The organism is Allobosea sp. FW305-C-101 (genome assembly GCF_058783685.1).
The window spans coordinates 104,592-128,135 of record NZ_JBYSYT010000001.1; the positions used below are offsets into that span (position 1 = coordinate 104,592).

Sequence of the window (23,544 nt, forward strand, 5' to 3'; positions counted from 1 at the left end):
CATGGCAGCGCTCAGCGTCCCCTCGACCCGCAATGCACCCTCGCTCAACCGGATCGTCGCCTGGCTCGCGGCCTCGTTCCTGCTGCTGCCGATCCTCGTCATCATCCCGATCTCACTGACGCCGGAGCGCTATCTCTCGCTGCCGACCAGCGCGATCTCGTTTCGTCATTACAACAGCCTCGTGACCGACGGCCGCTGGACGAAGAGCATCGTCGATAGCCTCGTCGTCGGCATCGGCGCGACCGTGCTCGCGACCGTGCTCGGCGTCGCCTTCGCGGTCGGGGCCTGGCGTCTCGGAGCGCCGCTAGCAAAGCGCCTGCGCCTTTTGCTGCTGGCGCCGATCATCGTGCCGCCTATCGTGCATGCGGTCGCCTTCTACCGCGCCTGGGGGACGCTCGGCCTGCTCGACACCTATCTCGGGCTGATCCTGATCCACGCGATGAAAGGGCTGCCTTTCGTCGTGCTGACCGTCGCCGGCACGCTCGCCAATGTCGATCCGCGATTGGAGCAGGCGGCGCGCAGCCTCGGCGCCAATCCGCGGCAGGCGATGGGCTGGGTCGTGCTGCCGCAGATCAAGGCCGGCATCGTCGCCGGCGCCGCCTTCGCCTTCATCACCTCCTGGGACGAGACCATCGTCGCGCTCTTCGTCACCAGCCGGGCGGTCACCACCCTGCCCCGCCGAATCTGGGAGGGGCTCGCCGACAATATCGACCCGGCCATCGCCGCGCTCGGCACGGTGATGATCGTCCTGACCTTTGCCGCCGTCGCGATCTCGACGCTGCGCAGCACCTCCGCAAAAGCCTGACAACAAAGGGGAGACCAGCATGACCAGAGAGCATCAGGAGTTCCGTGACGACTGCCTCGCGATCCTGCGTGTGCAGACCGAAGGCAAGCGCGTGCATCGCCGTCGCTTCCTCCAGGCCCTGGCGATGCTGGGCGCGATCCCGGCCGGCCTGCGGCTGACGCCGGCCCATGCACAAACCAGTGAGGTCGTCGTCGTGAACTGGGGCGGCGATGCCGTGCCGGCCTATGACGCGATCTGGGCCCAGCCCTTCAACGCCGCCAATCCCGGCGCAAAGGCGCTGATCAACGGCTCGGGGCCGAGCTCCGGCAAGATCAAGGCGATGGTCGAGAGCGGCGCCGTCACCTGGGACGTCTGCGACCGCACGGTGCCGGCCTCGATCGAACTCGGCCGCCAGAACCTGCTGGAGAAGGTCGACTGGTCGATCGTGGCGCAGGACAAGGTCCGCGCCGCGCATCGTTCCGACTGGGGCGTCGGCGCCTATCTCTATTCCTTCGTGCTGACCTACGACGCCAAGGCGTTGAAGGGACCGGCGCCGAAGAGCTGGAAGGATTTCTGGAACGTCAAGGAATTCCCGGGCAAGCGCACGCTCCGCAACAATATCGAGGGCATGCTGGAAGCCGCGCTGCTCGCCGACGGCGTCAGCCGCGACAAGATCTACCCGATCGATGTCGACCGGGCGCTGGCCAAGATCAAGGAGATCAAGCAGCACACGATCTTCTGGACCACCGGCGCGGAGAGCCAGCAGCTCTTCCGCAACCAGGAGGTCGTGATGGGGAACCTGTGGCACACGCGCTCGATGCTGCTCGCCAAGGAGGTCGGCGACCACATCAAGTTCACCTTCGAGGACGGCATCCTGTTCCCCGGCGCCTGGATCGTGCCGAAGGGCAACCCGGCCAAGGCCGGCGCCTGGAAGTTCATCGCCTCGGCGCAGGACCCGAAGAGCCAGGTCGAACTGTTCAAGCGCGTCGGCAACGGGCCGGTGAACCCGGCCGCCGCCGGGCTGGTGCCGGCCGAGATGAAGGCGCTGGACTGCGGCTCGCCGGAGAATTTCGCGCGCCAGGTCGCCGTCGACAACGAGTGGTACGCGCAGCACTACGCCACGATCCTCGCCCGCTACATGGACGCGATCGCGTCCTGAGCCTCGACCCTGACGGGCGGCAACGTGCCGCCCGTCCCTGCTTCTCCGACCAAGACACAGGACTATCGATGACAACGGCGCCGTTTTCGCTCGCCCAGACCTTCATGGGCGTCCCGCACCGCACCGAGATCGGCGACGCCAAGGCGGTGGTCCTCGGCCTGCCCTTTGATTGCGGCACGCATCCGCAGCGCGTCGGGTCGCGGCTCGGGCCGTCCTCGATCCGCGAGCAGTCGCTGCTGCTGCGCGCCTTCGACTTCGTCAACGGCATCAACCCGCTGGAGGCGCTCGGCGTGGTCGATGTCGGCGATGCCAAGGTCAGCCCCGGCGATCTCGAAGCCTCCTATGTCGCTATCGAGGCGGCCGTCGGCGCCATTGCCGAGACGCGGGCCGTGGCGGTGACGCTCGGTGGCGACGGGGCGATCGCGCTGCCGGAAATGCGGGCGCTGCACCGGGTCTATCCCGATCTCGTCACCATCCATATCGACGCCCATACCGACGCCTATCCGATCGAGGGCTACAATACCGCGACCGCCTTCGGCCGCGCCGCCGAGGAAGGGCTGGTCGACGCCACCCGCTCCTACCAGGTCGGCATGCGCGGCACGACGATGCTGCCCGGCGTCGGCGAATATGGCCGCAGCCTCGGCTACAACGTGATCCCGCTCGCCGAATTACTGGAGCGCGGCATCGCCAAGGTCTTCGCCGAGATTCGCGCCCATATCGGCGACCGGCCGGTCTATCTCTCCTACGACATGGATTTCTTCGACCCCTCGGTCGCGCCGGGCGTCTGCACGCCGACCTGGGGCGGGGCGACCTCGCGCGAGGGCCTCGCGGTGCTGGAAGCCTGCGCCGGGCTCAATCTCGTCGGCGTCAACATCAACACGGTCAGCCCGCCTCACGATGTCGGCGGCATGTCGGCGCTGCTCGCGGCCCAGGTGACGCTGAACGCGCTCAACCTGATCGCGCGGCAGCATCAGTCGAAGGCGGCCAGTCAATCATAAGAGCCGCCGCGGGGCGCAGATCATGCGCTTCGCATCAAGGTCTCGCGCAAGCCGAGCAGCGTCTCGCACACGGCTTCAAGATCGCGGACGTCGAACCCATCCCGCAGCTCCGGGATGTGGCCGGCGATCCTGCCGCCGAGAAGCCCCGTGAAGCTCGCCCTGCCCTCCGGCGAGACGACGAGGCCGTTGGCCGCTTCGAAAGAGGCGTTCCAGGCGATGGCCTCCTCGCGGGCCAATCCAGCGGGCAGGTCGAGTTCGAGCCTGCCTCCGACAAGTTTGACCGGATAGCCGCCGGGCAGGCCATCGGGGCCGGGTACATGACCCTGCCAGGGCTTGCCTGCCGCCATGGCGAGCAGCATCGGCACGCCGCTCGCGCCGGAAATCTCGATCACCGGCTCGGGCGTGAGCTGAATGTCGGCAAAGCGGGCGTAGACATCCGCCACCTCCTTGCCGTCCAGCCAGACGCGCGGCGCGCGCCCGCCACGCTCCTCCGGGCGACGACGCCAGGCGGCGAGGTTCTGGTAATGGGCGAGCACCTTGACCTCGGCCCCGGCGGGTGTCGCGGCCGAGCCGGCAAAGACGTTGGACAGGATCGCGACATTGCCCATGCCGCAGGAGACGCCATGGCCGAGTGCGGCGATGACGCCGTTGACCACGTCGGGGAAGCTGCAATTGACCAGCGTCACCGACTTGCCGGCGCGCGTGATCGCCGCGGCGACGCGGGCGCTGATCAGCGCCTGAAAGACGGCGGTCGCGCTCAAGCCGCCTTCGGCAACCAGGCGCGTCCAGGCATTGCCGCTCTGGGCGATGACCTGCGAGGTCTGGATCGAAGCGGCCTGCACCACGATACGCGGGCTGGTGGCAGCCAACAGCGCGTCGGAGGCATCCGGCGCCAGCAGATCGATGGCGTGGGTGGTGAAGCGCGCCTTCGCTCCGAACAGCGCGGCGCGGGCATTGGCGGCGGTGCGCAGCCAGTTCAGCCGTTCGAGATTGCGCCCGGCGATGATCACCTCGACCGGCTCGCGGGCGGTCGCCGCGATATCGAAAGCGATGCGCGCGGCGAAGCCGCCGGTGCCGGAGATCAGGATATCGCAGCCGGCCATGTCAGCGCCCCGTCGCGGCCCTGTCCCAGCAATCGTCAAGCCGGGGCGAGAGTTTGTGCTTCATGATGCGCTGGCTCGCCGTTCGCTCGAACTCGTCGACGAGGGCGATGTAGCGCGGGTTCTGGTAGGGTGCGAGGCGCTGGCCGAGCCAGCCGGACAGGGCCTGCGGATCGATGATCGCGCCATGACGCGGCTTGACGAAGAGCTTGATGTCCTGCTCGCCGATATCGGCGGCGACGCCGATCATCGCGCAATCCTCGACCGCGTCATGCTCGGCCGCGACATGCTCGACCTCCCAGGCCGAGACGTTCTCGCCGCGGCAGCGCACGCTGTCGGTCATGCGGCCATGAAAATAGAGATTGCCGTCCGCATCGAAGGAGCCGAGATCGCCGGTATGGAGGGCGCTGTTGCGCAGGGCCTTCGCCGTCGCCTCGGGATTGTCGAGATAGCCGGGGAAGATCGCGCCGGGGATGCTGGTCTCGACCACGATCTCGCCGCGCTCGCCGGCCGCGACCGGCTTGCCCTCGCCGTCGAGCAGCCTGACGGTGAACCAGGGCATCGGCCGCCCGACCGAGCCGACCACGCCACTGGTGTTGCAGGTGGTCAGGCTGGAGGCTTCGGTCATGCCGTAGCATTCGCGGATCTCGACGCCGAAGCGGTCGCGAAACTGCGTCCAGATATCGGCCGGGCAGCCGCCGCCCCAGGCGATGCGCACGCCATGCTCGCGATCTCCAGCGGAAGGCGGTTGCTTCAGCAGGATCTGCAGGATGCCGCCGAGATAATGGATATGGGTCGCGCCCTCCTCGCGGACCTGCGCCCAGAAGCGGCTGGCGCTGAAGCGCTCGACCATGGCCAGCGTCACGTCGCGGATCATCGGCAGCGGCAGGAGCTGGGCCCCGCCGATATGATAGAGCGGCTCCCAGACGAAGAAGACCTCGCCGGGCTTGGCATCCGACAGGTAGAGCACGCTCTCGGCTGCCAGCCTCAGCATGCGGTGCGAGACGATGACGCCCTTCGGCCGCCCGGTCGTGCCGGAGGTGTACATGATCGCGAAGACGGCATCCGCGGAAGGCGCCGGCTCGTCGAAGCGGGCGGGCGCGGCAAGCACGGCATCGAGGTCGCCGCCCGGCACATGCAGCAGCACCGGCAGGGTCGAATCCGGGCCCATCGCCTCGGCGATCTGCGGCGCGAGCTCGGTATCCGCGACGACGAGGCGCGGGCTTGAATGGGTCAGGAGATAGTTCAGCCCCTCGCCGCGCTGCTGGGCATTGACCGGCACCCAAGCGACGCCGGCCCGCGCGAGCCCAAACACCACGGCGATGGTGGCGATGGAATTGCGCATCATCACAGCGACGCGCTCGCCCGCGACGATGCCCCGCGCCCGCAGATACAAGGCGAAGGCGGCCGAGCGCCGTTCGAGTTCGCCATAGCTCAGCGGCTCGCCATTGAAGCGGGCATAGACGCGGTCCGGCTCGGCGGCGGCGCGCGCGGTCAGAAGGCCAACGAAGCCGTCTTTGTCAGGAGAGGTCATGGTTGCGCTTCGGTCGTCAGGATCAGGAAGAAGAGGAGGAGCGGAAGCGTTCGGCCAGCAGCAGCATCACCGTCACCACCACGAAGACGACGACCGAGACCGCGGCCAGCGTCGGGTTGAGCTGCAGGATCATGTCGTCCCACATCTGCTTCGGCAGGGTCGTCTTGACGCCGCCCGAGACGAAGATCGCGATGGTGAGCTCGTCGAAGGAGGTGATGAAGGCGAAGAGGAAGGCCGCGACGAGGCCACCCTTCACCAGCGGGATCGTCACGCCGGTGAGGGTACGGACGCGGTTGGCGCCCAGTGTCGCCGCCGCCTGGTCGAGCCGCTGGTCATAGGTCTTGAGCACAGCCGCGACGGTGACGAGCGTGAACGGGATCGCCAGCACGGTATGGCCGATGATCAGGCCGAGATCGGTCGCGATCAGGCCCATCCGGGCGAAGAGGTAGAACAGCCCGACCGCGATGACGATGCGCGGCACGATCATCGGCGCGAGGAAGAAGGCGAAGATCAGCCCGCCCCAGCGCGTGCGGCTATGGGCCAGCGCCAGCGCCGCGAAGCCGCCGATCGCGGTCGCAGCCAGCGCCGTGACGAAGGCGACGCCAAAGGAGCGCAGCGTTGCCTGCAGCCAGAGTGGGGATTCGAAATAGGTGCGGAACCAGTTGAGACCGTAGCCCGGCGGCGGAAATTCGAGGAACTGCGAGGAGGTGAAGGCGAGCGGGATCACCAGCAGCGTCGGCAGCACGAGGAAGCCGATGACGAGCCAGCAGAAGCCCGGCAGCAGCGCAGCGCAGATACGCTTGCCCAGTAGGCGCTGCGCTACGGCGGCGGCGCGCCCGGCGATGTCGCCGACAAGGCCGAGGATGGCGATGCCGAGATCGCGGATGCGCCCGCCCCCGACCTGAGCCGAGCCGCCGGCAATGGTCGAGATGCCGAAGAGCCGGTCGTAGATCCAGCAGGAGACCAGTGCCGCTGCCAGCATCATGGCCGCGAGCGCCCCGGCGAAGGACCAGTTCAGCAACTCCTGCACCTGGGTGATGATGAGCTGGGCGAGCATCGTCTCCTGCCGTCCGCCAAGGAAGGCCGGCACGATGAAGAAGCCGAGCGAGGAGATGAAGACGAGCAGCCCCGCCGCCGCGACGCCCGGGAGCGAGAGCTTGAAATAGACCAGCCAGAAGGCCCGCGCCGGGGCGGCACCGAGCGTCTGCGCGGCCTGGACGAGGCGGCGGTCGATGCCGGTCATCACCGGCAGCATGGTCATAACCGCGAGCGGGACCATCGCATGGACCATGCCGACCATGACGCCGAACATGTTGTGCAGCAGCGGCAGGGGCTGATCGACCAGCCCGGAGCCGGTCGCCAGCGAATTGATGATGCCGCTGCGGCCGAGCACGATCATCCAGGCAAAGGTCTTGACGAGATAGCTCGTCCAGAACGGCACCATGACGAAGAGCAGCATCCGGCCGCGGAACATATCGGGCAGGCGCGCCAGCCAATAGGCCAGCGGGTAGCCGATCAGCAGCGACCAGAACGCCGTCCAGCCGGCGATGCGGAAGGTGATGCCGAGCACGCGCAGATAGACATCGGTCGCGGCGATGCGCTGATAGGCGCCGCCCGAGAAGCTGCCGGTCTCGGGATCGACGAGACTGAGGCCGAGCAGTTGCGCCACGGGCCAAGCAAAGAAGACCGCGAGGAACGCGAGGCCGGGCACCGCCAGCCAGAGCGGACCGAACTTCAGTTTGCTCCGGCGCACCGGAGCCGTGCCTGCCGCGACCGCGCTCATGCGACCAGCACCGCCTTGTCGCGGGCCCAGCCGGCGACGATGGCCTGATCGATGGCGGGCACCGGATCGTCCGGGCCGAGCCGCAGCACGAGCGGGCTGCCGTCGCCGAGCGCGGCGATGACGCGCGTCTCGGAGCCGGCATAGACGATCTCGCTGACCCGGCCGCGGACGGCGTTGCCGTCGCGTTCGCCGAGATGGAGGTTCTCCGGCCGGATGACGAGGGCCGCGTCCTTGCTCTGGCAATTGGCGCCGCTCGGCAGGGCGAAGCGGCCATGCGGCGTGTCGAGCGCGCCGTTGCCGTCCCATTGGCCGCGGAAGATGTTGGAGATGCCGATGAAATCGGCGGCGAAGGCCGTGCGCGGGCGTTCGTAGATCTCGCGCGGCGTGCCGAGCTGCTCGATCTTCGCATGGTTCATCAGGCAAATGCGGTCGGACATCGCGAGCGCTTCCTCCTGGTCGTGCGTGACGTAGACGATGGTCGCGCCACTCTCGCGGTGCAGACGCTTGATCTCGATCTGCATGTGCTCGCGCAGCTTCTTGTCGAGGGCGCCGAGCGGCTCGTCCATCAGGATGATCGAGGGCTGGTAGACGAAGCAGCGCGCCAGCGCGACGCGCTGCTGTTGGCCGCCGGACAATTCGCGCGGGAAGCGCCCGGCGAGATGGCCGAGATGAACCATGTCGAGCGTGGACGCGACCCGGCCGGCGATCTCGGCCGAGGGGCGCCCGCGCATCTTGAGCGGAAAGGCGATGTTCTCCGCCACCGTCAGGTGCGGGAAGAGCGCATAATGCTGGAAGACGAGGCCGATATCGCGCTGGTGGACCGGCATGTTCGACTGGTCGCGCCCGTCGATCACCACCCTGCCCTCGCTGGCCTCGACCAGACCGCAGATGAGCTGGAGCAGCGTCGTCTTGCCGGAGCCCGAAGGCCCCAGCAAGGTGAGGAATTCGCCCTCGGCGACGCTGAGCGAGCTCGGCTCGAGGGCCGTGGTCGCGCCATAGCGCTTACACAGGCCTTCTACGACGAGCTTGGCCGATTTCGGCTGGATCGCGGTCATTCCGGCACCCGTCCCCATCGCCGTCAGGTCAGGAGCCAGGCGTTGAAGCGCTCGGAGACCTTAGCGCGGTTGGCGCTCCACCAGTCCTCGTTGGCGATCGCCATCTGCTTCAGGTTCTCCGGCGAGGTCGGCAGCACCTTGGCGCGCTCTGCGGGGATGGTCTGATAGGCGTCGAGATTGGTCGGGCCATAGGCCAGCGCCTCGGTGAAGACGGCCTGCGCCTTCGGATCGGAGCAGAAGCGCACGAACTGGCGGGCGACATCCGCCTTCGGTCCGCCCTTGGGCAGGCCCCAGCCCTCGATCGAGTAGAGCCCCTGGTTCCAGACGATCCTGGCCGGGGTGCCGCCGTCGATCGCCGCCTGCAGGCGGGCGTTCCAGCCCGGCAGCATGTCGACCTCGCCGCTCTGCAGGAGCTGCGTCGACTGGGCACCGCCGGTCCACCAGACCGCGACATGCGGCTTGATCTTGTCGAGCACCTTGAAGGCGCGATCGACATCGAGCGGATAGAGCTTGTCGAGCGGCACGCCGTCGGCGAGCAGCGCCTGCTCGATCGTGTCGATCGGGTTCTTGCGCAGCGCGCGGCGGCCGGGGAACTTCTCGACATTGAAGAAGTCGGCCCAGCTCGCCGGCGCGTTCTTCACGCGGTCGGTGCGATAGGCGAAGACGGTCGAATAGACATCCGTGCCCATGAATTCGGGCGAGATCGCCTGCGGCATCAGCTTCGGCACGTCGGCATGCGCGAAGCCGATCGGATCGAGCAGGCCCTGCGCCTTCAGGATGTCGCGGGCCGAGAGCGTCAGCGTGCAGACGTCCCAGGTATAGGACTTGGTCTCGACCATCGCCTTGAACTGGGCGGTGGGCTCGGCCTCGCGGGCTACGTTGACGACCTTGTTGCCGGTCGCTTTCTCGAAGGGATCGTAGAACGCCTTGCGGAAGGCCGGGCCGAACGGGCCGCCGGGATCGGCGACCGTGATCTGGGTCGCAGCGCGCGCCGTGCCCGTCAGATAGGGCGCGGCGACCGCGCCGGCAGCGACGCCGCCAGCGAGTTGCAGCAGGGTGCGCCGGGTCGGCTTCATGGTCAGGTTCGTCATCGTCTACTCCCCTTTCAAGCGGTTTTCCGCATTTCCCCGTGGGTGATCGGATGGTCAGGTATCGTGGTCAGGCCGTCTTTCGCGCCGCGCGCTTGGCGAGGAAGGCTTCCATCATCCGCGCCGGCTCGCCGGTGGCGTAGGCGGCGCGCTGGTTGCGGATGCCGGCAGTGAGGCATTCGCGGAAGCTCGCCTCGGTGACCTCGCGGAAGCGGGCCTTGTTGAGGCGCATGGCGACCGGCGGCTTGCCGGCGAGTTCCTCGGCCAGCGCGAGCGAAGCCTGCATCACCTGCTCCTTCGGCACGATCCGGTTGATCAGGCCGATGCGGAAGCACTCGTCGGCATCCATCATCCGGCCGGTCAGGGTCAGGTCGATGGTGCGGGCGATCCCGATCATCTCCTTCATGATCCAGGGACCGGTGACGGAAGCGATGCCGGAATTGATCTCGGGCTGGCCCATGGTGACGCCGGCATGGCCGACGCGCAGGTCGCAGAGCAGCGCGACCTGGAAGGCGGACCCCGCCGCGACGCCATTCAGCGCGGCGATCAGCGGCTTCGAGAGCGAGCGCATGCGGTCATAGAGCCGCTCCCACTCGCCCATCCACAATTCGGCGCGGTCCGGATCGAAGGTCTTGGTCTCGTTGAGGTCCTGGCCGGCGCCGAAGGCGCGCTCGCCGGCACCCGTCAGGATGATGGCGCGAACCGCCTCGTTCGCCTCCATCTCGTCAAAGCAGGCGACCAGCCGCTCACGCATCGGCGCGTTCCAGGCGTTCAGAATCTCGGGGCGGTTGAGGGTGATGATGCCGACCGCGCCACGCACTTCAGCCAGAACAGAGTCCTTCATAGCGCCCTCCGATGGGTATTTATTACAATGCAATAACTTCTATTGCAAATAATACGTAAACGGCTCACCTTGTCAAGATCGCCCGCCGCAGCCATTGATCGCGCCGAGGAGAGCAGGCCGATGACGATGCCCGAAGAGACACAGCCCGGCCGCAAGCGAGCGGCTGCTTCAGCCGACCAAGCCGGCCGCAAGGACGACGCGCTGATGGTCAATTCGGTGGAGAAGGCGTTCCGCGTGCTCTCGGCCTTCGGCCGCCAGCATCAGACGCTGAACCTGTCGCAGGTCGCCTCGGAAACCGGGATGGATGTTAGCGCGGCGCAGCGCTTCACCCATACGCTCACCAAGCTGGGCTATCTCCGCAAGGACGCGCAGACCAAACGCTTCGAGCTGACGGCGAAGACGCTCGATCTCGGCTATCATTTCGTCCGCAGCAGCCGCCTGCTCGACCGCGCGATGCCCTATCTCATGCATCTCAGCAAGGAGACCGAGGAGACGGTGAACCTCACCGTGCGCGAGGAGACCGAGATCATCTTCGTCTCGCGCTTCCTCAGCCGGCACGTCCTCAATACGGACGTCATCATCGGCACGCGGATGCCGGCCTATGCCACGGCACCGGGCATCGCGATGCTGTCGCGCCTGCCGGAGGACGAGGCAATGGCGATCATCGATGCCTCCGACCGGCGGGCGCATACGCCATCGACGACATGGCAGCGCGAGGCGTTGCGCGAGAAGCTGCGTCAGTCGGCGGCTCAGGGCTACGCCACCGCCTTCGAGGAGGTCTATATCGGCGACGCCTCGATCGCCGCGCCGGTCGTCGACCACCAGGGCCGGCCGGAAGCGGCCGTCAATATCGCGACCTCGACTTCGCGCTACAGCCATGAGGAGGTCGTCTCGCGCTTCTCCTCGCTGGTGATCGCCGCCGCCCACGCCATCTCGCGCGTCTGAGAAAACGGGGCATGTGGCCTTGACAGGGAGCAATTTGATTTATCAAAATCCACATACTTCTATCGCATTGAAATAAATTCGAGGCAGAATGGAACGCTCGCAGGCGCAGTTCCGCCGTGTGGCTCGCCGTATTGGAACGGCGGTGACCCTCAGCTTCGATGGCAGGCCTATCAACGCGACCGCAGGCGACAGTATTCTCGCCGCGCTTCTGGAGAACGGTGCGTTCGTCCGCCGGCTTGAATTCGGGGGCGAGCTGCGCGCCGGCTTCTGCCTGATGGGCGCCTGCCAGGATTGCTGGGTCTGGAGCGCGACTGGCGGCCGGATTAGGGCCTGCACCACGCCCGTCAGCGATGGGCTGGAGCTCTTCGGCGAACCGCAGGGCATGGCACCTGCCCATGGCTGAGATTGTTATCATCGGTGCCGGCCCGGCCGGAATAAGCGCCGCCGAATTGCTGGTCGCCAACGGGCTGAAACCCATCCTGATCGACGAAGGCGCCCGCGCCGGCGGACAGGGCTATCGCCGCCCAGCCGACGACCTCGCCCTCGACATGAACCGGCTGATGGGCTCGGAGGCCGGTCGATACGCGGCCCTGCACGCTCGTTTTGCCGCTTTGCATCCGCATATCGATTACCGGCCCCAGACATTGGTCTGGGCGATCGACGGCCAGCGCCTGCACCTGCTGCGTGACGGCCGCGCCGAGACGCTCGAATGCGACAAGCTGTTGATCGCCAGCGGCGCCATGGACCGGATCGCACCCTTTCCGGGCTGGACGACGCCCGGTGTCTTCACGCTCGGCGGGGCACAGGTCGCGCTCAAGGATCAGGGCTGCCTGATCGGCAGCCGCGTCGCCTTCCTCGGCTCCTCGCCATTGCTGACGCTGGCAGCGAAGCAGTATCGCGCGATGGGCGCCGAGATCGCGGTGATCGCCGATACGACGCCATTCTCCGCCAAGCTCGCCGCGATGCCCGCCCTGCTCGGGGCGCCACGCACGCTGCTGCGCGGGCTCTGGTACATGGCGGCGGCTTTGCGCGCGGGTGTTCCGATGCTGCACGGCGTGACGCCGGTCACGGTGGAAGGAGATGGCCGCGTCGAGGCTCTCGTCCTGCGCGACGGCAGCGGGCGCGAGCGGCGCTTCGCCTGCGATGCGATCGCGCTGGGTTATGGCCTGAAGCCCGAGACGCAGCTTGCCGACCTCGCCGGGGCGGACTTCGCCTACGATCCGGATTTCCGTTTGTTCCTGCCGAAGATCGACGGTTTCGGCCGGGCTCGGCCGGGGCTCTACCTCGCCGGTGACGGGGTGCGGATCGGTGGCGCTGATGCGGCGGAGGCCAGCGGGGCGCTCGCCGCCCATGCCATCCTCACTGATCTCGGGCGAACACAGGATATCGCGGCGATCAGGCCGCTGGCGCGGCGGGCTGCGCGGCTGCGTAGCTTCCAGCGCGGGCTGGCGCGGGCCTTCGCCTGGCCGAGGGAGCAGATTGCCGCCCTGCCCGATCCGGTCACGCTCTGCCGCTGCGAGAACGTCACCGTCGGCGAAGTGCGCTCCGCGATGGCGAAGGCGCTCGGCCCGGTCGAGGTCAACCGCGTCAAGGCGATGACCCGCTGCGGCATGGGGCGCTGCCAGGGCCGCGTCTGCGGGCCGGCCTTGCAGGAGATCGTAGCGGCCGGAACCGGAAAAGGCGGCGAAGCCGCCGGCCGTTTGCGCGGTCAGGCTCCGGTCAAGCCGATCGCGCTCGCAGCGGCGAAAGAGCCGGCATGAGCACGCGAACGACAGATGTCGCGATCGTCGGCGGCGGCCTGATCGGTGTCTGGACCGCCTTCTTCCTCGCAAGGCGCGGCCAGCGCGTGACGCTTATCGAAAAGGGCGTCGTCGGAGAGCAGTCGAGCGGCGTCAATTTCGGAAACCTGCGCCTGCAAGGCCGCTTTCCTGGCCAGTACCCGCTGTCGCTGCGCTCGCAGGCGCTTTGGGAGGATTTCGACGCGCTGATCGGCGAAGACTGCGAATTCGAGCAGACCGGCCATCTCTACCTCGCCTATGACGACGAGGAGCACGCCAAGCTCGAAGGCTATGCGGAGGTTTCCGAATCCTACGGGCTCGCGATCGAGCGGGTCGGCCCCGCCGATCTGCGCCGGCGCTGGCCCTGGCTGGGCGAGCGCGCCGTGGCGGCGACCTTCTCCGCACGCGACGCCACCGCCAATCCGCGGCTGGCGACACCAGCGGTGGCGCGGGCCGCTGCAAGGCAGGGCGCCACTATCCTGGAGAATACGCGCGTCACCGCCGTTGACCGCGAGGGCGACGGCTTCTCGCTGACGCTTGCCGATGGCAGCCGGATAAGCTGTGGCGCGCTGGTCAATTGCGCCGGGGCCTGGGCGCTGGAGATCGCGGAGCGCTTCGGCGAGAGCGCGCCGGTCTTCCCGGCCGGGCCGCCGCAATTCGTGACCGAGCCTTTTCCTTATCGGATCGAGCCCTCGGTGCAGGCGATCGACGGCTCGGTGATCTTCCGCCAGATCCCGCGCGGCAACATCATCCTCGCCGGTTATCCGCGCACGGCCGCCGATCCGCAGGCCAACCGCGCGCCGGTACCGCCCGCCAAGACGCTTGCCGCGATGCGCGCTCTTGCCCGTGTCGCGCCGATGCTAGCGCAATGCCATGTCATCCGGGTCTGGTCCGGCATCGAGGCCTATCTGCCGGACATGATCCCGGTGATCGGCCCGAGCGGCACGACACCCGGCCTGTTCCACGCCTTCGGCTTCTGCGGCCATGGCTTCCAGATCGGGCCGGGCGTCGGCTTATGCCTCAGCGAGATGATCCTCGACGGCGAAACACCGACGCCGCTGGAGCCGTTCGCGATTACGCGCTTCCGCACGGCCGCGACCGTCAGCGAGAAATTCAAGAAGGAATTCGACTGAGACGCGGCAGCCTAGCCGGACCCGCAAGCCGGCTATATGACGGCTTTATGGGTCGTTCCGCCGTCACGCTCAGGCTTGTCCTCCTCGCCTTGCTGGCTCTCGGCTGGCCCGCCAGCGGCTTGGCCGAGGGTCGGCGCGTCCAGATCATCACATCCTTCCCGCCATCCTTCTTCGAGCCCTTCCGCAATACCTTCCGCAAGAAGCATCCCGACATCGCAGTTGAGGTGGTGCAGCGGAAGACGACGGCCGCCGTCATCGACATCCGCGCTCAGAAGCGGCCGGAGGCCGACCTGTTCTGGGCCTCGGCGCCTGACGCCTTCGAATTGCTGAAACGCGCGAACCTGCTGGCGCCGGTACAGCCGCGCCAGACCGGCGCGCCCGAGACCATCGCCGGCTACCCGGTGAACGATCCCGATGGGCGCTATCTCGGCTTCGCCGTCTCGGGCTACGGGCTGGTCTACAATCCGGCCTATCTGGCGGGGCGCGGCCTGCCGGTGCCGCGCAACTGGGCCGATCTCGCAGCACCCGTCTATGCCGGGCATATCGGCCTGACCTCACCCGCTCGCTCCGGCACCACGCATCTGATGGTCGAGGCTCTCCTGCAATCGCTGGGCTGGGAACGCGGCTGGGCGCTCTGGTCGGCGATCGGCGGCAATCTCGCGACGATCACGGCGCGCAGCTTCGGCGTGAATGCCGGCGTCGCCCGCGGCCGCTTCGGCATCGGCATCTCCATCGATTTCCTGACGGAGGCCAATACGGCCGAGGGCGAAGGCAATCGCTTCGTGCTGCCCGGCGAGACGCTGTTCGCGCCCGCCAGCATCGCGAGGCTCGCGACCTCCCCCAATCCGAAGGAGGCCGAGATCTTCATCGATTTCGTGCTCTCGCCCGAAGGCCAGGCGATGCTGCGCGAGCCCCGGATCGGGCGCCTCGCCGTTTCGCCCTCGGCCTATGGGCCGGACGAGGCGCCGCCCCATCTCTCGGCGACGGAAGGCATCTTCAACCGGACGGCTTTCGATGCCGGGCTCTCGGCCGGGCGCTACGAGCTGGTCAACCTGATCTTCGACGAATGGATCACCTTCCGCCGCACCGAGCATGCAAGGCTGTGGCGCAGCCTGCAGGCGATGGAGGCGGCACTGCTCACGCGCCCCGACGAGCAGACAGCCACGCTGCTGACACAGGCACGCGCTGCGCTGACGCAACCGCCGGTCTCGGCCGCGGAGCTGGAGAAGACGAAGCGTTTCCAGAATATCGTCCGGGTGCCGCGCGGCCTTCCCGTCCCTGACGAACAGGCGCGGATCGAGGCCGATATCCGCAATGCGATCGTGGCTCGTGCGTCGGAAGCCGGCGACAGCCTGCAGCAAGCGGCTGAGCGGCTGGCGGCTTTGGGCTGGCGCGAAGATAATCTGACCGGGGCGCGGCCATGACGCCTGCCCTGCCCAAAAGACGATTCGGCATCGGCGGGCGTCTCATTGCGGCCTTCCTCGGCGTCGGCCTCTTCGCGGTCGGCGCCGGCATCGTCGGCGTCATCTCCTATGAGAGGCTCAGCAAGGAACTGGCGGCGATTGCCCGTGAGCATCTGCCCGGCCTTGCCTCCGCCGCCCGTCTTGCCGAGGCCAGTGCTCGCGTCATCGCCGGCATGCCGGAACTCGCCAACGCAGAGCGGCGTGACGGCTACGATCGCGGCAGGCGCGTGGTGGGAGAGCGCTTGAGCGAGCTGGACAAGGTTCTGTCCGAGCGGACCGGCAGCGGCTTCGATGCGCCGCAGCTGACAGCCGTGGCGGCAGAGATCCGCCGCAACCTCAACGCCATCGACGACGTTTCGGGACGCCGTTTCACGCTGGCCGAGCGCATCCGCGGCGTCAGCGAGGAATTGCGCTGGCTGCAGGCCGACCTCATCGACGAGATCGAGCCGCTGACCGACGATGCCCGCTTCAACATCGATACCGCGCTCGGCCAGATCGGCAGCGAGGCCTCTTCGGGCAAGCCGAACACGATCCGCGAGGAGACCCGCAAGAGCGAAGCGTTGATGACGCTCAACGCCCAGGCCAACCTGATCGTCGGCCTGTTCGGGCGGCTCGGCACGGTGCAGACCCGCGAGGACATGGAGCAGACCGGCCATGTCATCGGCGAGGCCGTCGACCAGCTCGAGGTCGAGGCCAAGGCGCTCGCCGGCTGGGCGGACACGATCACGGTCCGGCAGATCACGCAGCGCCTGATCGGGCTCGCCGACACCACAACCGGCCTGCCCGGCCTCAAGCGTGCGGAACTCGCCGCGCTGGCCGACGCGCAGCGCCTAATCTCGGAAAGCCGCCGGCTCGTCACGGAGCTCGGCACGCTGGTCTCGCAGGAGGTGAAGCGCACGGAAACCGTGGCGAAGGAGGCTGCCGACCGCTCGGCCGAGGCGATCCGGCTCGGACGCAACCTGCTGCTCGCCATCGCGGCGGCCTCGCTCATCGGCGCGCTATTGATCGGCTGGTTCTATGTCCGGCGCCATCTCGTGGCGCGCCTGCGCGTCCTGACCGAGGCGGCAACCAGCATCGCCAGCGGCCAGTCCTCGGCGCTGCTGCCGAAGGCGGGCAATGACGAACTCGGCGACCTTGCCCGTGCTCTCGCCGTCTTCCGACAGACGCGCGACGACCTGATCCAGGCCGCCAAGCTCGCCGCGCTCGGACAGATGGCTGCGGGCTTGAGCCACGAGCTCAACCAGCCGCTCGCCGCGATCCGCTCCCATGCCCATAACGGCGCGCTGCTGCTGGAACGCGGGCGACCGGAGGAAGCGCGGAAGGCCATCGGCCGCATCCAGGCGCTGACGACCCGCGCGGCAGACCTGATCGCGCATCTCAGGCGCTTCGCCCGCAAGCCCGGCGTGGTGCTCAGCCCCGTCCCTGTCGGCGACACCATCGAAACGGCGCTATCGCTGTTCGAGCCGCGTTTCGAAGCCGAGCGCGTGACGCTCACGCGGGAGCTGCCGGCCGGGCGCCTCCATGTCCATGCCGAGGAGATCCGGCTGGAGCAGGTGCTGGTCAATCTCGTCGCCAACGCGCTCGACGCCGTCGCGGGCATGGAGGATGCGACGATCGCAATCGGCGCACGCCGTACCGGGCACAAGGTCGAGATCTGGGTCGCGGATAGCGGCCCCGGCATCGACCGGGCGCATCTGGAGCGCATCTTCGACCCGTTCTTCACGACCAAGCCGGTCGGCTCGGGGCTCGGCCTCGGCCTCTCGCTGTCCTACAACATCATCAAGGATCTCGGCGGCACGCTCGCGGTGGCCGAGACCGGCCCCGCCGGCACCCGCTTCCTGATCACCCTCGAAGGGACGACTGCCCACGTCATGGCCCCGCTGGAAATCGACGCATGAGCGCTCCCAAGGTCGTCCTGGTCGATGACGATGCCGAGGTGCTCGAAGCCTGGCGCCTGACGCTGGAGCTGGAAGGGTTTGCGGTTATCGCCAAGCGCTCGGGCGATGCGGCGCTGGCCGAGCTCGGCCGCGAGGCTTGCGTCGTCCTGGTCAGCGATGTCCGCATGCCCGGCCGCGACGGTTTCGGGCTGCTCGCGGCCGTGACGGCGATCGATTCGGAGATCCCCGTCGTGCTGATCACCGGCCATGCCGATGTTCCCATGGCGGTGAAGGCGATCCGCGAAGGGGCCTGGGATTTCGTCGAAAAGCCGGCCGACCCCGTCCGCCTGATCGAGACGATCCGGCGCGCCAGCGAATACCGCCGGCTGATTATCGAGAACCGCTCGCTCAAGGCCGGTTCCCATCCCGAAGACCCGTGGGCGGCGCGCGTCGTCGGCCATTCGCCGGCCGTCGCGCGCCTGCGCAGCCGGCTCGCCCTGCTGGCCGATGCCGATACCGACGTGCTGCTCTTCGGCGAGACGGGGACGGGCAAGGAGGTTGCGGCCCGCGCACTGCACGATCTCGGCAATCGCCGCGCCGGGCGCTTCGTCGCGGTGAATTGCGGGGCGATCCCCGAAACCATGATCGAGAGCGAATTGTTCGGCCACGAGGCCGGCGCCTTCACCGGGGCGCGCGAACGGCGGATCGGCAAGATCGAGCATGCCAGCGGCGGTACGCTTTTCCTGGACGAGATCGAGTCGATGCCGATGGCGGCGCAGGTGCGCTTGCTGCGCGCCTTGCAGGAGCGGCGGATCGAGCGCCTCGGTTCCAACAAGGAGATCGCCGTCGATATCCGCATCGTCGCGGCGACCAAGACCGATCTCGCCGCGCTGGCCAAGGCCGGCGGCTTCCGCGAGGATCTGGTCTACCGGCTCAATGTCGTGACCTTGCGCCTGCCACCCTTGCGCGACCGGCGCGAGGATATCCCATTGCTGTTCCAGCACTTCCTCGCGCTCGCCGCCGCGCGCGTCGGCCGCTCCACGCCGCCGCTCGGGCGCGACCTGCTGCAACGGCTCGCGCGGCAGGATTGGCCGGGCAATGTCCGCGAATTGCGCAATGCCGCCGAGCGCAGCCTGCTCGGCATGGACGAGGATTTCGAGGATGCGGATGCCGGCGCGGCTGCTTCCAACGGGGCGGAACGCACGCTGGAAGAACTGGTTGCGGTCGCCGAGGCGGAGGGAATCGGCGCCGCGCTGAAACGCCATAACGGGCGCATCGGCGTCACGGCCGCGGCGCTCGGCATCACCCGCAAGACGCTCTACCTCAAGATGCGCCGATACGGTTTGAGCGGGACGGCTGCGCTCGCGGACTGAGCGGCGATGTTACCGCAATGACCCATCAGAGGCATCGGCAGGTTACCGCCATGCCCCCGAAACCGGGTATCTGAAGACCCCTCCTCCCGAATTCCGCAACGAAATCAAGACCACTGGCACTTGGCATCGCCGTTGCTGAGAAGAAGCCATCGACCTCGACGTCGACCACAAAAATTCGCTTCGGGAGGAAGCCATGTTGAATCGTCGGACTGCGCTCGCGGCCACCCTCGGCCTGTCGCTGAGCGCCTCGTTTATCACCATCGCGCTGGCGCAGACGCCGGCCGGCAAGGTCACGGTGGTCACCTCCTTCTCCAAGGACGTCACCGATCCCATCAAGAAGGCCTTCGAGAAGGCGGTTCCGGGCGTCACGCTCGAAGTGCAGAACCGCAACACCAATGCCGGCGTAAAATATGTCGAGGAGACCAAAGCCAACAACCAGGTCGACCTGTTCTGGGCCTCGGCGCCCGACGCCTTCGAGGTGCTCAAGGGCAAGAAGCTGCTCACCGCCTACAAGCCCAAGGCGACCGGCATCCCCGAGAAGATCGGCTCCTATCCGATCAACGATCCGCAGGGCTTCTATTTCGGCTTCGCGGCCTCCGGCTACGGCATCATGTGGAACGACCGCTACGCCAAGGCCAACAAGCTGCCCGAGCCGAAGGAATGGCAGGACCTCGCCAAGCCGATCTTCTACGACCATGTCGCGATCGCGGCGCCGTCGCGCTCGGGCACGACGCATCTGACGATCGAGACGATCCTGCAGGGCGAGGGCTGGGACAAGGGCTGGCGCACCATCAAGGAGATGGCCGGCAATTTCCGCTCGATCAACGAGCGCTCCTTCGGCGTGCCGGAGCAAGTCAATTCCGGACAGGTCGGCGTCGGCGTCGTCATCGACTTCTTCGCCTTCTCGGCACAGGCCTCGGGCTTCCCGGTCAAGTTCGTCTATCCGAGCGTGACGACCGTAGTCCCGGCCAATGTCGGCATCATCGCCAACCCGCCAAACAAGGCCGCGGCCGAAGCCTTCGTCGAGTTCTTGCTCTCGCCCGCCGGCCAGGAAGTGCTGCTCGAGCCCGGCATCCGCCGCCTGCCGGTCAACCCAGCCGTCTATGCCAAGGCCGGCGCCGACTACCCCAACCCCTTCACCGATCCGCGCTTCCAGAAGATGATCGGCTTCGACGTCGACAAGTCGGAAGGCCGCACGGCGGTCGTCGACACGCTGTTCGACCAGATCATCTCCTTCCAGCTCGACGCGCTGAAGGGCGTCAACAAGGTGCTGCACGAGGTCGATGCGGCGCTCGCCAAGAAGCCGAACGACAAGGCCAAGGCACTGGCCGAGGAAGCCCGCGTGCTGCTCGCCGCCATGCCCGTCACCGAGGCGCAGGCCGCGAGCGCGGAGCTGCGCGGCGCTTTCACCGGCGGCAAGGAAAAGGGTGCCCGCCAGGCCGAGGTCGAGGCGCAATGGGCGAGCTTCGCCCGCGACAACTACGCCAAGGCCAAGGCCAAGGCGGAAGAAGCGCTCAAGGCGGCGAAGTAGGCTCGCTCGCGCGTGTCTTCGTAGTTTCGCGTGTCTTCCCGTGCGCGCTGCAGCGTGAAACGCTGCGGCGCGGACACGGGACCGCGCGACCAGCAGGCGCCTTTTCCTGACAACGGTCCCGTGTCTGCGCAGCGGCATTTGCATGCCGCAGCGCGCACGGGATGACAGCCCGGCCGCATCTCATGACAGCCATTCCGACTTCGGCACCCCGCCCACGCCGCATCGCCGGCACGCCTGGCCAGATCGCGCTGGCGCTGGCGATCGCCGCCTTCCTCCTGATGTTCCTGGTGCTGCCGGTGGCGACGGTGATCTATGTCGCCTTCACCGAGAAGGGCACCTCGACCTTCACGCTGGTGAACTTCTACGATTTCGTCCGCACCGAGCTGTTCATGCGCTCGTTGTGGAACTCGTTCTATGTCTCTGCGATGTCGGTGGTCTGGGCCTCGGTCTTCGCCCTGCCGCTGGCCTATCTCACGACGCGCTTCGTCTTCCGCGGCGCCGCCATCGTTCAAACGCTCGGCTTCCTGCCGCTGATCATGCCGCCCTTCGTCGGCGCGGTGGCGATGCAGCTGTTCTTCGGCCGCAACGGCTCGATCAACCTGCTACTCGACGACTGGTTCGGCTTCAAGATCGACTTCATGGAAGGGCTGAACGGGGTCATCTTCGTCCAATCCGTCCATTATTTCCCGTTCATCCTGATCAACCTCTCGGCGGCGCTCCGCAATGTCGACCGCGCCATGGAAGAGGCCGCGCAGAACCTCGGCTCCTCCGGCTTCCGGCTGTTCCGGCGCATCGTCTTCCCGCTCGCCATGCCCGGCTATCTCGCCGGTGCCTCGCTCGTCTTCGTCAAGGTCTTCGACGACCTCGCGACGCCGCTCCTGCTCAACGTCAAGGACATGCTGGCGCCGCAGGCCTACCTCCGGGTCACCTCGATCGGCATCGCCGACCCGATGGGCTATGTCATCTCGGTCGTACTGATCATCGCCTCTGTGCTGGCGATGTGGCTCTCGGCGCGGGCGCTGAAGGGGCGCGACTACGCCACGACGCAGCGCGGCGGCGGCGGGCTCGCCAAGCGGGTGATGACGCCGATGGAGGCTGTGTTCGGCTACGGCATCGTCATCCTGATTCTGGCGCTGGTGCTGGCGCCACATCTGGGCCTGCTACTGCTCTCCTTCGCGACGATCTGGTCGTATTCGCCACTGCCCGACGCCTTCACGACGGCGCATTACGCCCGCGTCTTCGGTGAGAGTTCGGTCTACATCAAGAACACGCTGATCTACGCGACGATCGCGGGCGGCATCGACGTCGTGCTCGGCGTCGCCATCGCCTATCTCGTGTTGCGGACCAAGCTCGTCGGCCGCGAATGGCTCGACTGGATGGCGACCGCCGCGCTCGCCATCCCCGGCGTGGTGCTCGGCATCGGCTATCTCAGGACCTTCTACGGCATCACCCTGCCGGACGGGACGCCGCTAGCGACGCTTTGGATCACGATCGTCATGGCGCTGGCGATCCGGCGCCTGCCCTATGCGCTGCGCGCCTGCTATGCGGCGCTCCAGCAGATTTCGGTCTCGCTGGAGGAAGCGGCCGAGAACCTGGGCGCCACGAAGGCGCGCACGGTCAGGCGCATCGTCGTGCCCCTGATGGCGGGCGGCATCCTTGCCGGCTTCGTCACCTCGTTCTCGACGGCCGCTGTCGAGCTCTCGGCGACATTGATGCTGGTGCAGTCCAACTCGGACGCGCCGCTGGCCTACGGCCTCTATGTCTTCATGCAGTCGGCGGCGGGGCGCGGCCCCGGTGCCGCGCTCGGCGTCGTCGCGGTGATCCTCGTCGCGGCCTGCACCTTCCTCTCCCACCTCATCATCGAACGCAGCCAGAAGGCCAAGGGAATGGGCCACTGATCATGAACGCGACCGTCTCCCTGACCACGCCCGCCGTCGCCGTCGATATCGAAGGCGTCAACCTGTCCTACGGCACCAACCATGTGCTGAAGGACGTCAACCTGGCGATCAAGCCCGGCGAGTTCTTCGCCTTCCTTGGCCCGTCCGGCTGCGGCAAGACCACGCTGCTGCGCCTGATCGCCGGCTTCCACCACGCCGATACCGGCGAGGTCCGGATCGGCGGCAAGCCGATCACCGACCTGCCGCCGTGGAAGCGCGATGTCGGCATGGTCTTCCAGTCCTATGCGCTCTGGCCGCATATGACGGTGCGCCGCAACGTCGCCTTCGGGCTGGAGGAGCGCGGCGTCAAGCGCGCCGAGGTCGAGCGGCGCGTCGAGGCGGCTTTGGGCCTCGTCGGCCTCGGCCATCTCGCCGAGCGGCGGCCCTCGCAGCTCTCGGGCGGCCAGCAGCAGCGCGTCGCGGTGGCCCGCACCGTCGCGGTCGAGCCCAAGGTGCTGCTGCTCGACGAGCCGCTCTCCAATCTCGACGCCAAGATGCGCGTGCAGGTGCGCCGCGAGTTGCGCGACCTGCAGCAGCGGCTCGGGCTGACCACGATCTTCGTCACCCATGACCAGGAGGAGGCGAACACGATCTGCGACCGGATCGCCGTGATGAATGACGGCATCGTCCAGCAGGTCGGCACGCCGATGGAGCTCTACGAGCGCCCGGCGAACCTGTTCGTCGCCGGCTTCCTCGGTACCGCCAATATCCTTGGGGGCAAGCTCACCGGCAGCGGAGCGGATCGCATCTTCGAGATCGAGGGCGGGACGCGCGTGCCGGTCCTGGCCGAGGCGCAGGTGCCGGAGGGCGCCAAGCTCGTCTTCAGGCCGCAGCATGCCAGTCTCGGTGATACGGGCCCGGCCGGCGATGGGATGCTCGCGCTACCCTGCACCGTCGCCAATCGCGAGTTCCTCGGCGCGAGCGTCCGATACGGGGTCCGCATCGGCACGACGGAAGTGGCGGTGGACGTGCCGTTCCAGTCCGGCAGCGGCTTGTTCGAGGTCGGCAGCACGGCAACGCTCAGGCTGTCGCCGCACGCGCTGTTGTGGTTGGCGGCTTAAGGGACACCCCTTGTCATTCCGGGGCGCGCCGCAGGCGCGAACCCGGAACCCGCGACTGGGTGGGACATTTGATGCGCGGTTGTCGGCGGCTCGCCCGGTCG

At 67.6% G+C, this 23,544-nt stretch carries 19 protein-coding genes; 13 read left to right on the top strand and 6 right to left on the bottom strand.

The window, feature by feature from the left end:
* Position 1: 1 nt before the first annotated feature.
* The 3 genes from AC3WMA_RS00520 to AC3WMA_RS00530 all read left to right on the top strand — a co-directional run bounded on the left by AC3WMA_RS00520 (position 2) and on the right by AC3WMA_RS00530 (position 2,941).
* Complete coding sequence (locus AC3WMA_RS00520) at positions 2–805, top strand: ABC transporter permease (protein ID WP_492283466.1); 804 nt, start codon at positions 2–4, stop codon at positions 803–805.
* Between the two features lie 19 nt (positions 806–824).
* A complete protein-coding gene (locus AC3WMA_RS00525) occupies positions 825–1,943 on the top strand; it encodes an ABC transporter substrate-binding protein (RefSeq protein ID WP_492283467.1) in 1,119 nt (372 codons plus the stop codon).
* A 68-nt stretch (positions 1,944–2,011) separates the two neighbouring features.
* Positions 2,012–2,941 (top strand): arginase family protein, encoded by a 930-nt coding sequence (locus AC3WMA_RS00530; RefSeq protein ID WP_492283468.1) that lies wholly within the window; start codon positions 2,012–2,014, stop codon positions 2,939–2,941.
* A 20-nt stretch (positions 2,942–2,961) separates the two neighbouring features.
* On the opposite strand, the gene AC3WMA_RS00535 is transcribed toward AC3WMA_RS00530, so the two are convergent.
* The 6 genes from AC3WMA_RS00535 to AC3WMA_RS00560 all read right to left on the bottom strand — a co-directional run bounded on the left by AC3WMA_RS00535 (position 2,962) and on the right by AC3WMA_RS00560 (position 10,345).
* Positions 2,962–4,044, bottom strand: a complete 1,083-nt coding sequence (locus AC3WMA_RS00535) for a hypothetical protein (protein ID WP_492283469.1) — start codon at positions 4,042–4,044, stop codon at positions 2,962–2,964.
* Between the two features lies 1 nt (position 4,045).
* Positions 4,046–5,575 carry a class I adenylate-forming enzyme family protein gene (locus AC3WMA_RS00540; RefSeq protein ID WP_492283470.1) on the bottom strand — a complete coding sequence of 510 codons (1,530 nt, stop codon included), beginning with the start codon at positions 5,573–5,575 and terminating at the stop codon, positions 4,046–4,048.
* A gap of 22 nt (positions 5,576–5,597) precedes the next feature.
* A complete protein-coding gene (locus AC3WMA_RS00545; RefSeq protein WP_492283471.1) occupies positions 5,598–7,358 on the bottom strand; it encodes an ABC transporter permease subunit in 1,761 nt (586 codons plus the stop codon).
* Positions 7,355–8,413, bottom strand: coding sequence for an ABC transporter ATP-binding protein (locus AC3WMA_RS00550; protein WP_492283472.1), 1,059 nt, complete (start codon positions 8,411–8,413; stop codon positions 7,355–7,357). Before AC3WMA_RS00550 ends, AC3WMA_RS00545 begins: the two co-directional genes overlap by 4 nt.
* Before the next feature lie 23 nt (positions 8,414–8,436).
* Positions 8,437–9,504: an ABC transporter substrate-binding protein gene (locus tag AC3WMA_RS00555; RefSeq protein ID WP_492283473.1), complete on the bottom strand. Its 1,068-nt coding sequence runs from the start codon at positions 9,502–9,504 to the stop codon at positions 8,437–8,439.
* A gap of 67 nt (positions 9,505–9,571) precedes the next feature.
* Complete coding sequence (locus AC3WMA_RS00560) at positions 9,572–10,345, bottom strand: enoyl-CoA hydratase/isomerase family protein (protein WP_492283474.1); 774 nt, start codon at positions 10,343–10,345, stop codon at positions 9,572–9,574.
* 120 nt (positions 10,346–10,465) lie between these two features.
* Between AC3WMA_RS00560 and AC3WMA_RS00565 the strand changes: the two genes are divergently transcribed.
* The 10 genes from AC3WMA_RS00565 to AC3WMA_RS00610 all read left to right on the top strand — a co-directional run bounded on the left by AC3WMA_RS00565 (position 10,466) and on the right by AC3WMA_RS00610 (position 23,443).
* Positions 10,466–11,290 (top strand): IclR family transcriptional regulator, encoded by an 825-nt coding sequence (locus AC3WMA_RS00565; protein WP_492283475.1) that lies wholly within the window; start codon positions 10,466–10,468, stop codon positions 11,288–11,290.
* 142 nt (positions 11,291–11,432) lie between these two features.
* Positions 11,433–11,693 carry a (2Fe-2S)-binding protein gene (locus tag AC3WMA_RS00570; protein WP_492283476.1) on the top strand — a complete coding sequence of 87 codons (261 nt, stop codon included), beginning with the start codon at positions 11,433–11,435 and terminating at the stop codon, positions 11,691–11,693.
* Positions 11,686–13,050 carry an FAD/NAD(P)-dependent oxidoreductase gene (locus AC3WMA_RS00575; protein ID WP_492283477.1) on the top strand — a complete coding sequence of 455 codons (1,365 nt, stop codon included), beginning with the start codon at positions 11,686–11,688 and terminating at the stop codon, positions 13,048–13,050. The genes AC3WMA_RS00570 and AC3WMA_RS00575 overlap by 8 nt, the downstream gene beginning before the upstream one ends.
* Positions 13,047–14,201 (top strand): NAD(P)/FAD-dependent oxidoreductase, encoded by a 1,155-nt coding sequence (locus tag AC3WMA_RS00580; protein ID WP_492283478.1) that lies wholly within the window; start codon positions 13,047–13,049, stop codon positions 14,199–14,201. The genes AC3WMA_RS00575 and AC3WMA_RS00580 overlap by 4 nt, the downstream gene beginning before the upstream one ends.
* Positions 14,202–14,248: 47 nt before the next feature.
* Entirely contained in the window at positions 14,249–15,625 is a 1,377-nt protein-coding gene (locus tag AC3WMA_RS00585; protein ID WP_492283479.1) for an ABC transporter substrate-binding protein, read from the top strand.
* Entirely contained in the window at positions 15,622–17,562 is a 1,941-nt protein-coding gene (locus AC3WMA_RS00590) for an ATP-binding protein (protein WP_492283480.1), read from the top strand. Before AC3WMA_RS00585 ends, AC3WMA_RS00590 begins: the two co-directional genes overlap by 4 nt.
* Entirely contained in the window at positions 17,559–18,914 is a 1,356-nt protein-coding gene (locus AC3WMA_RS00595; protein ID WP_492283481.1) for a sigma-54-dependent transcriptional regulator, read from the top strand. The genes AC3WMA_RS00590 and AC3WMA_RS00595 overlap by 4 nt, the downstream gene beginning before the upstream one ends.
* Before the next feature lie 193 nt (positions 18,915–19,107).
* The gene (locus AC3WMA_RS00600; RefSeq protein WP_492283482.1) at positions 19,108–20,445 is read left to right on the top strand and encodes an ABC transporter substrate-binding protein; all 1,338 of its coding nucleotides are present in this window, start codon (positions 19,108–19,110) and stop codon (positions 20,443–20,445) included.
* 182 nt (positions 20,446–20,627) lie between these two features.
* On the top strand, positions 20,628–22,343 hold the full coding sequence (locus AC3WMA_RS00605; protein WP_492283483.1) for an ABC transporter permease: 1,716 nt from the start codon (positions 20,628–20,630) through the stop codon (positions 22,341–22,343).
* 2 nt (positions 22,344–22,345) lie between these two features.
* The gene (locus AC3WMA_RS00610; protein ID WP_492283484.1) at positions 22,346–23,443 is read left to right on the top strand and encodes an ABC transporter ATP-binding protein; all 1,098 of its coding nucleotides are present in this window, start codon (positions 22,346–22,348) and stop codon (positions 23,441–23,443) included.
* Positions 23,444–23,544: the final 101 nt, after the last annotated feature.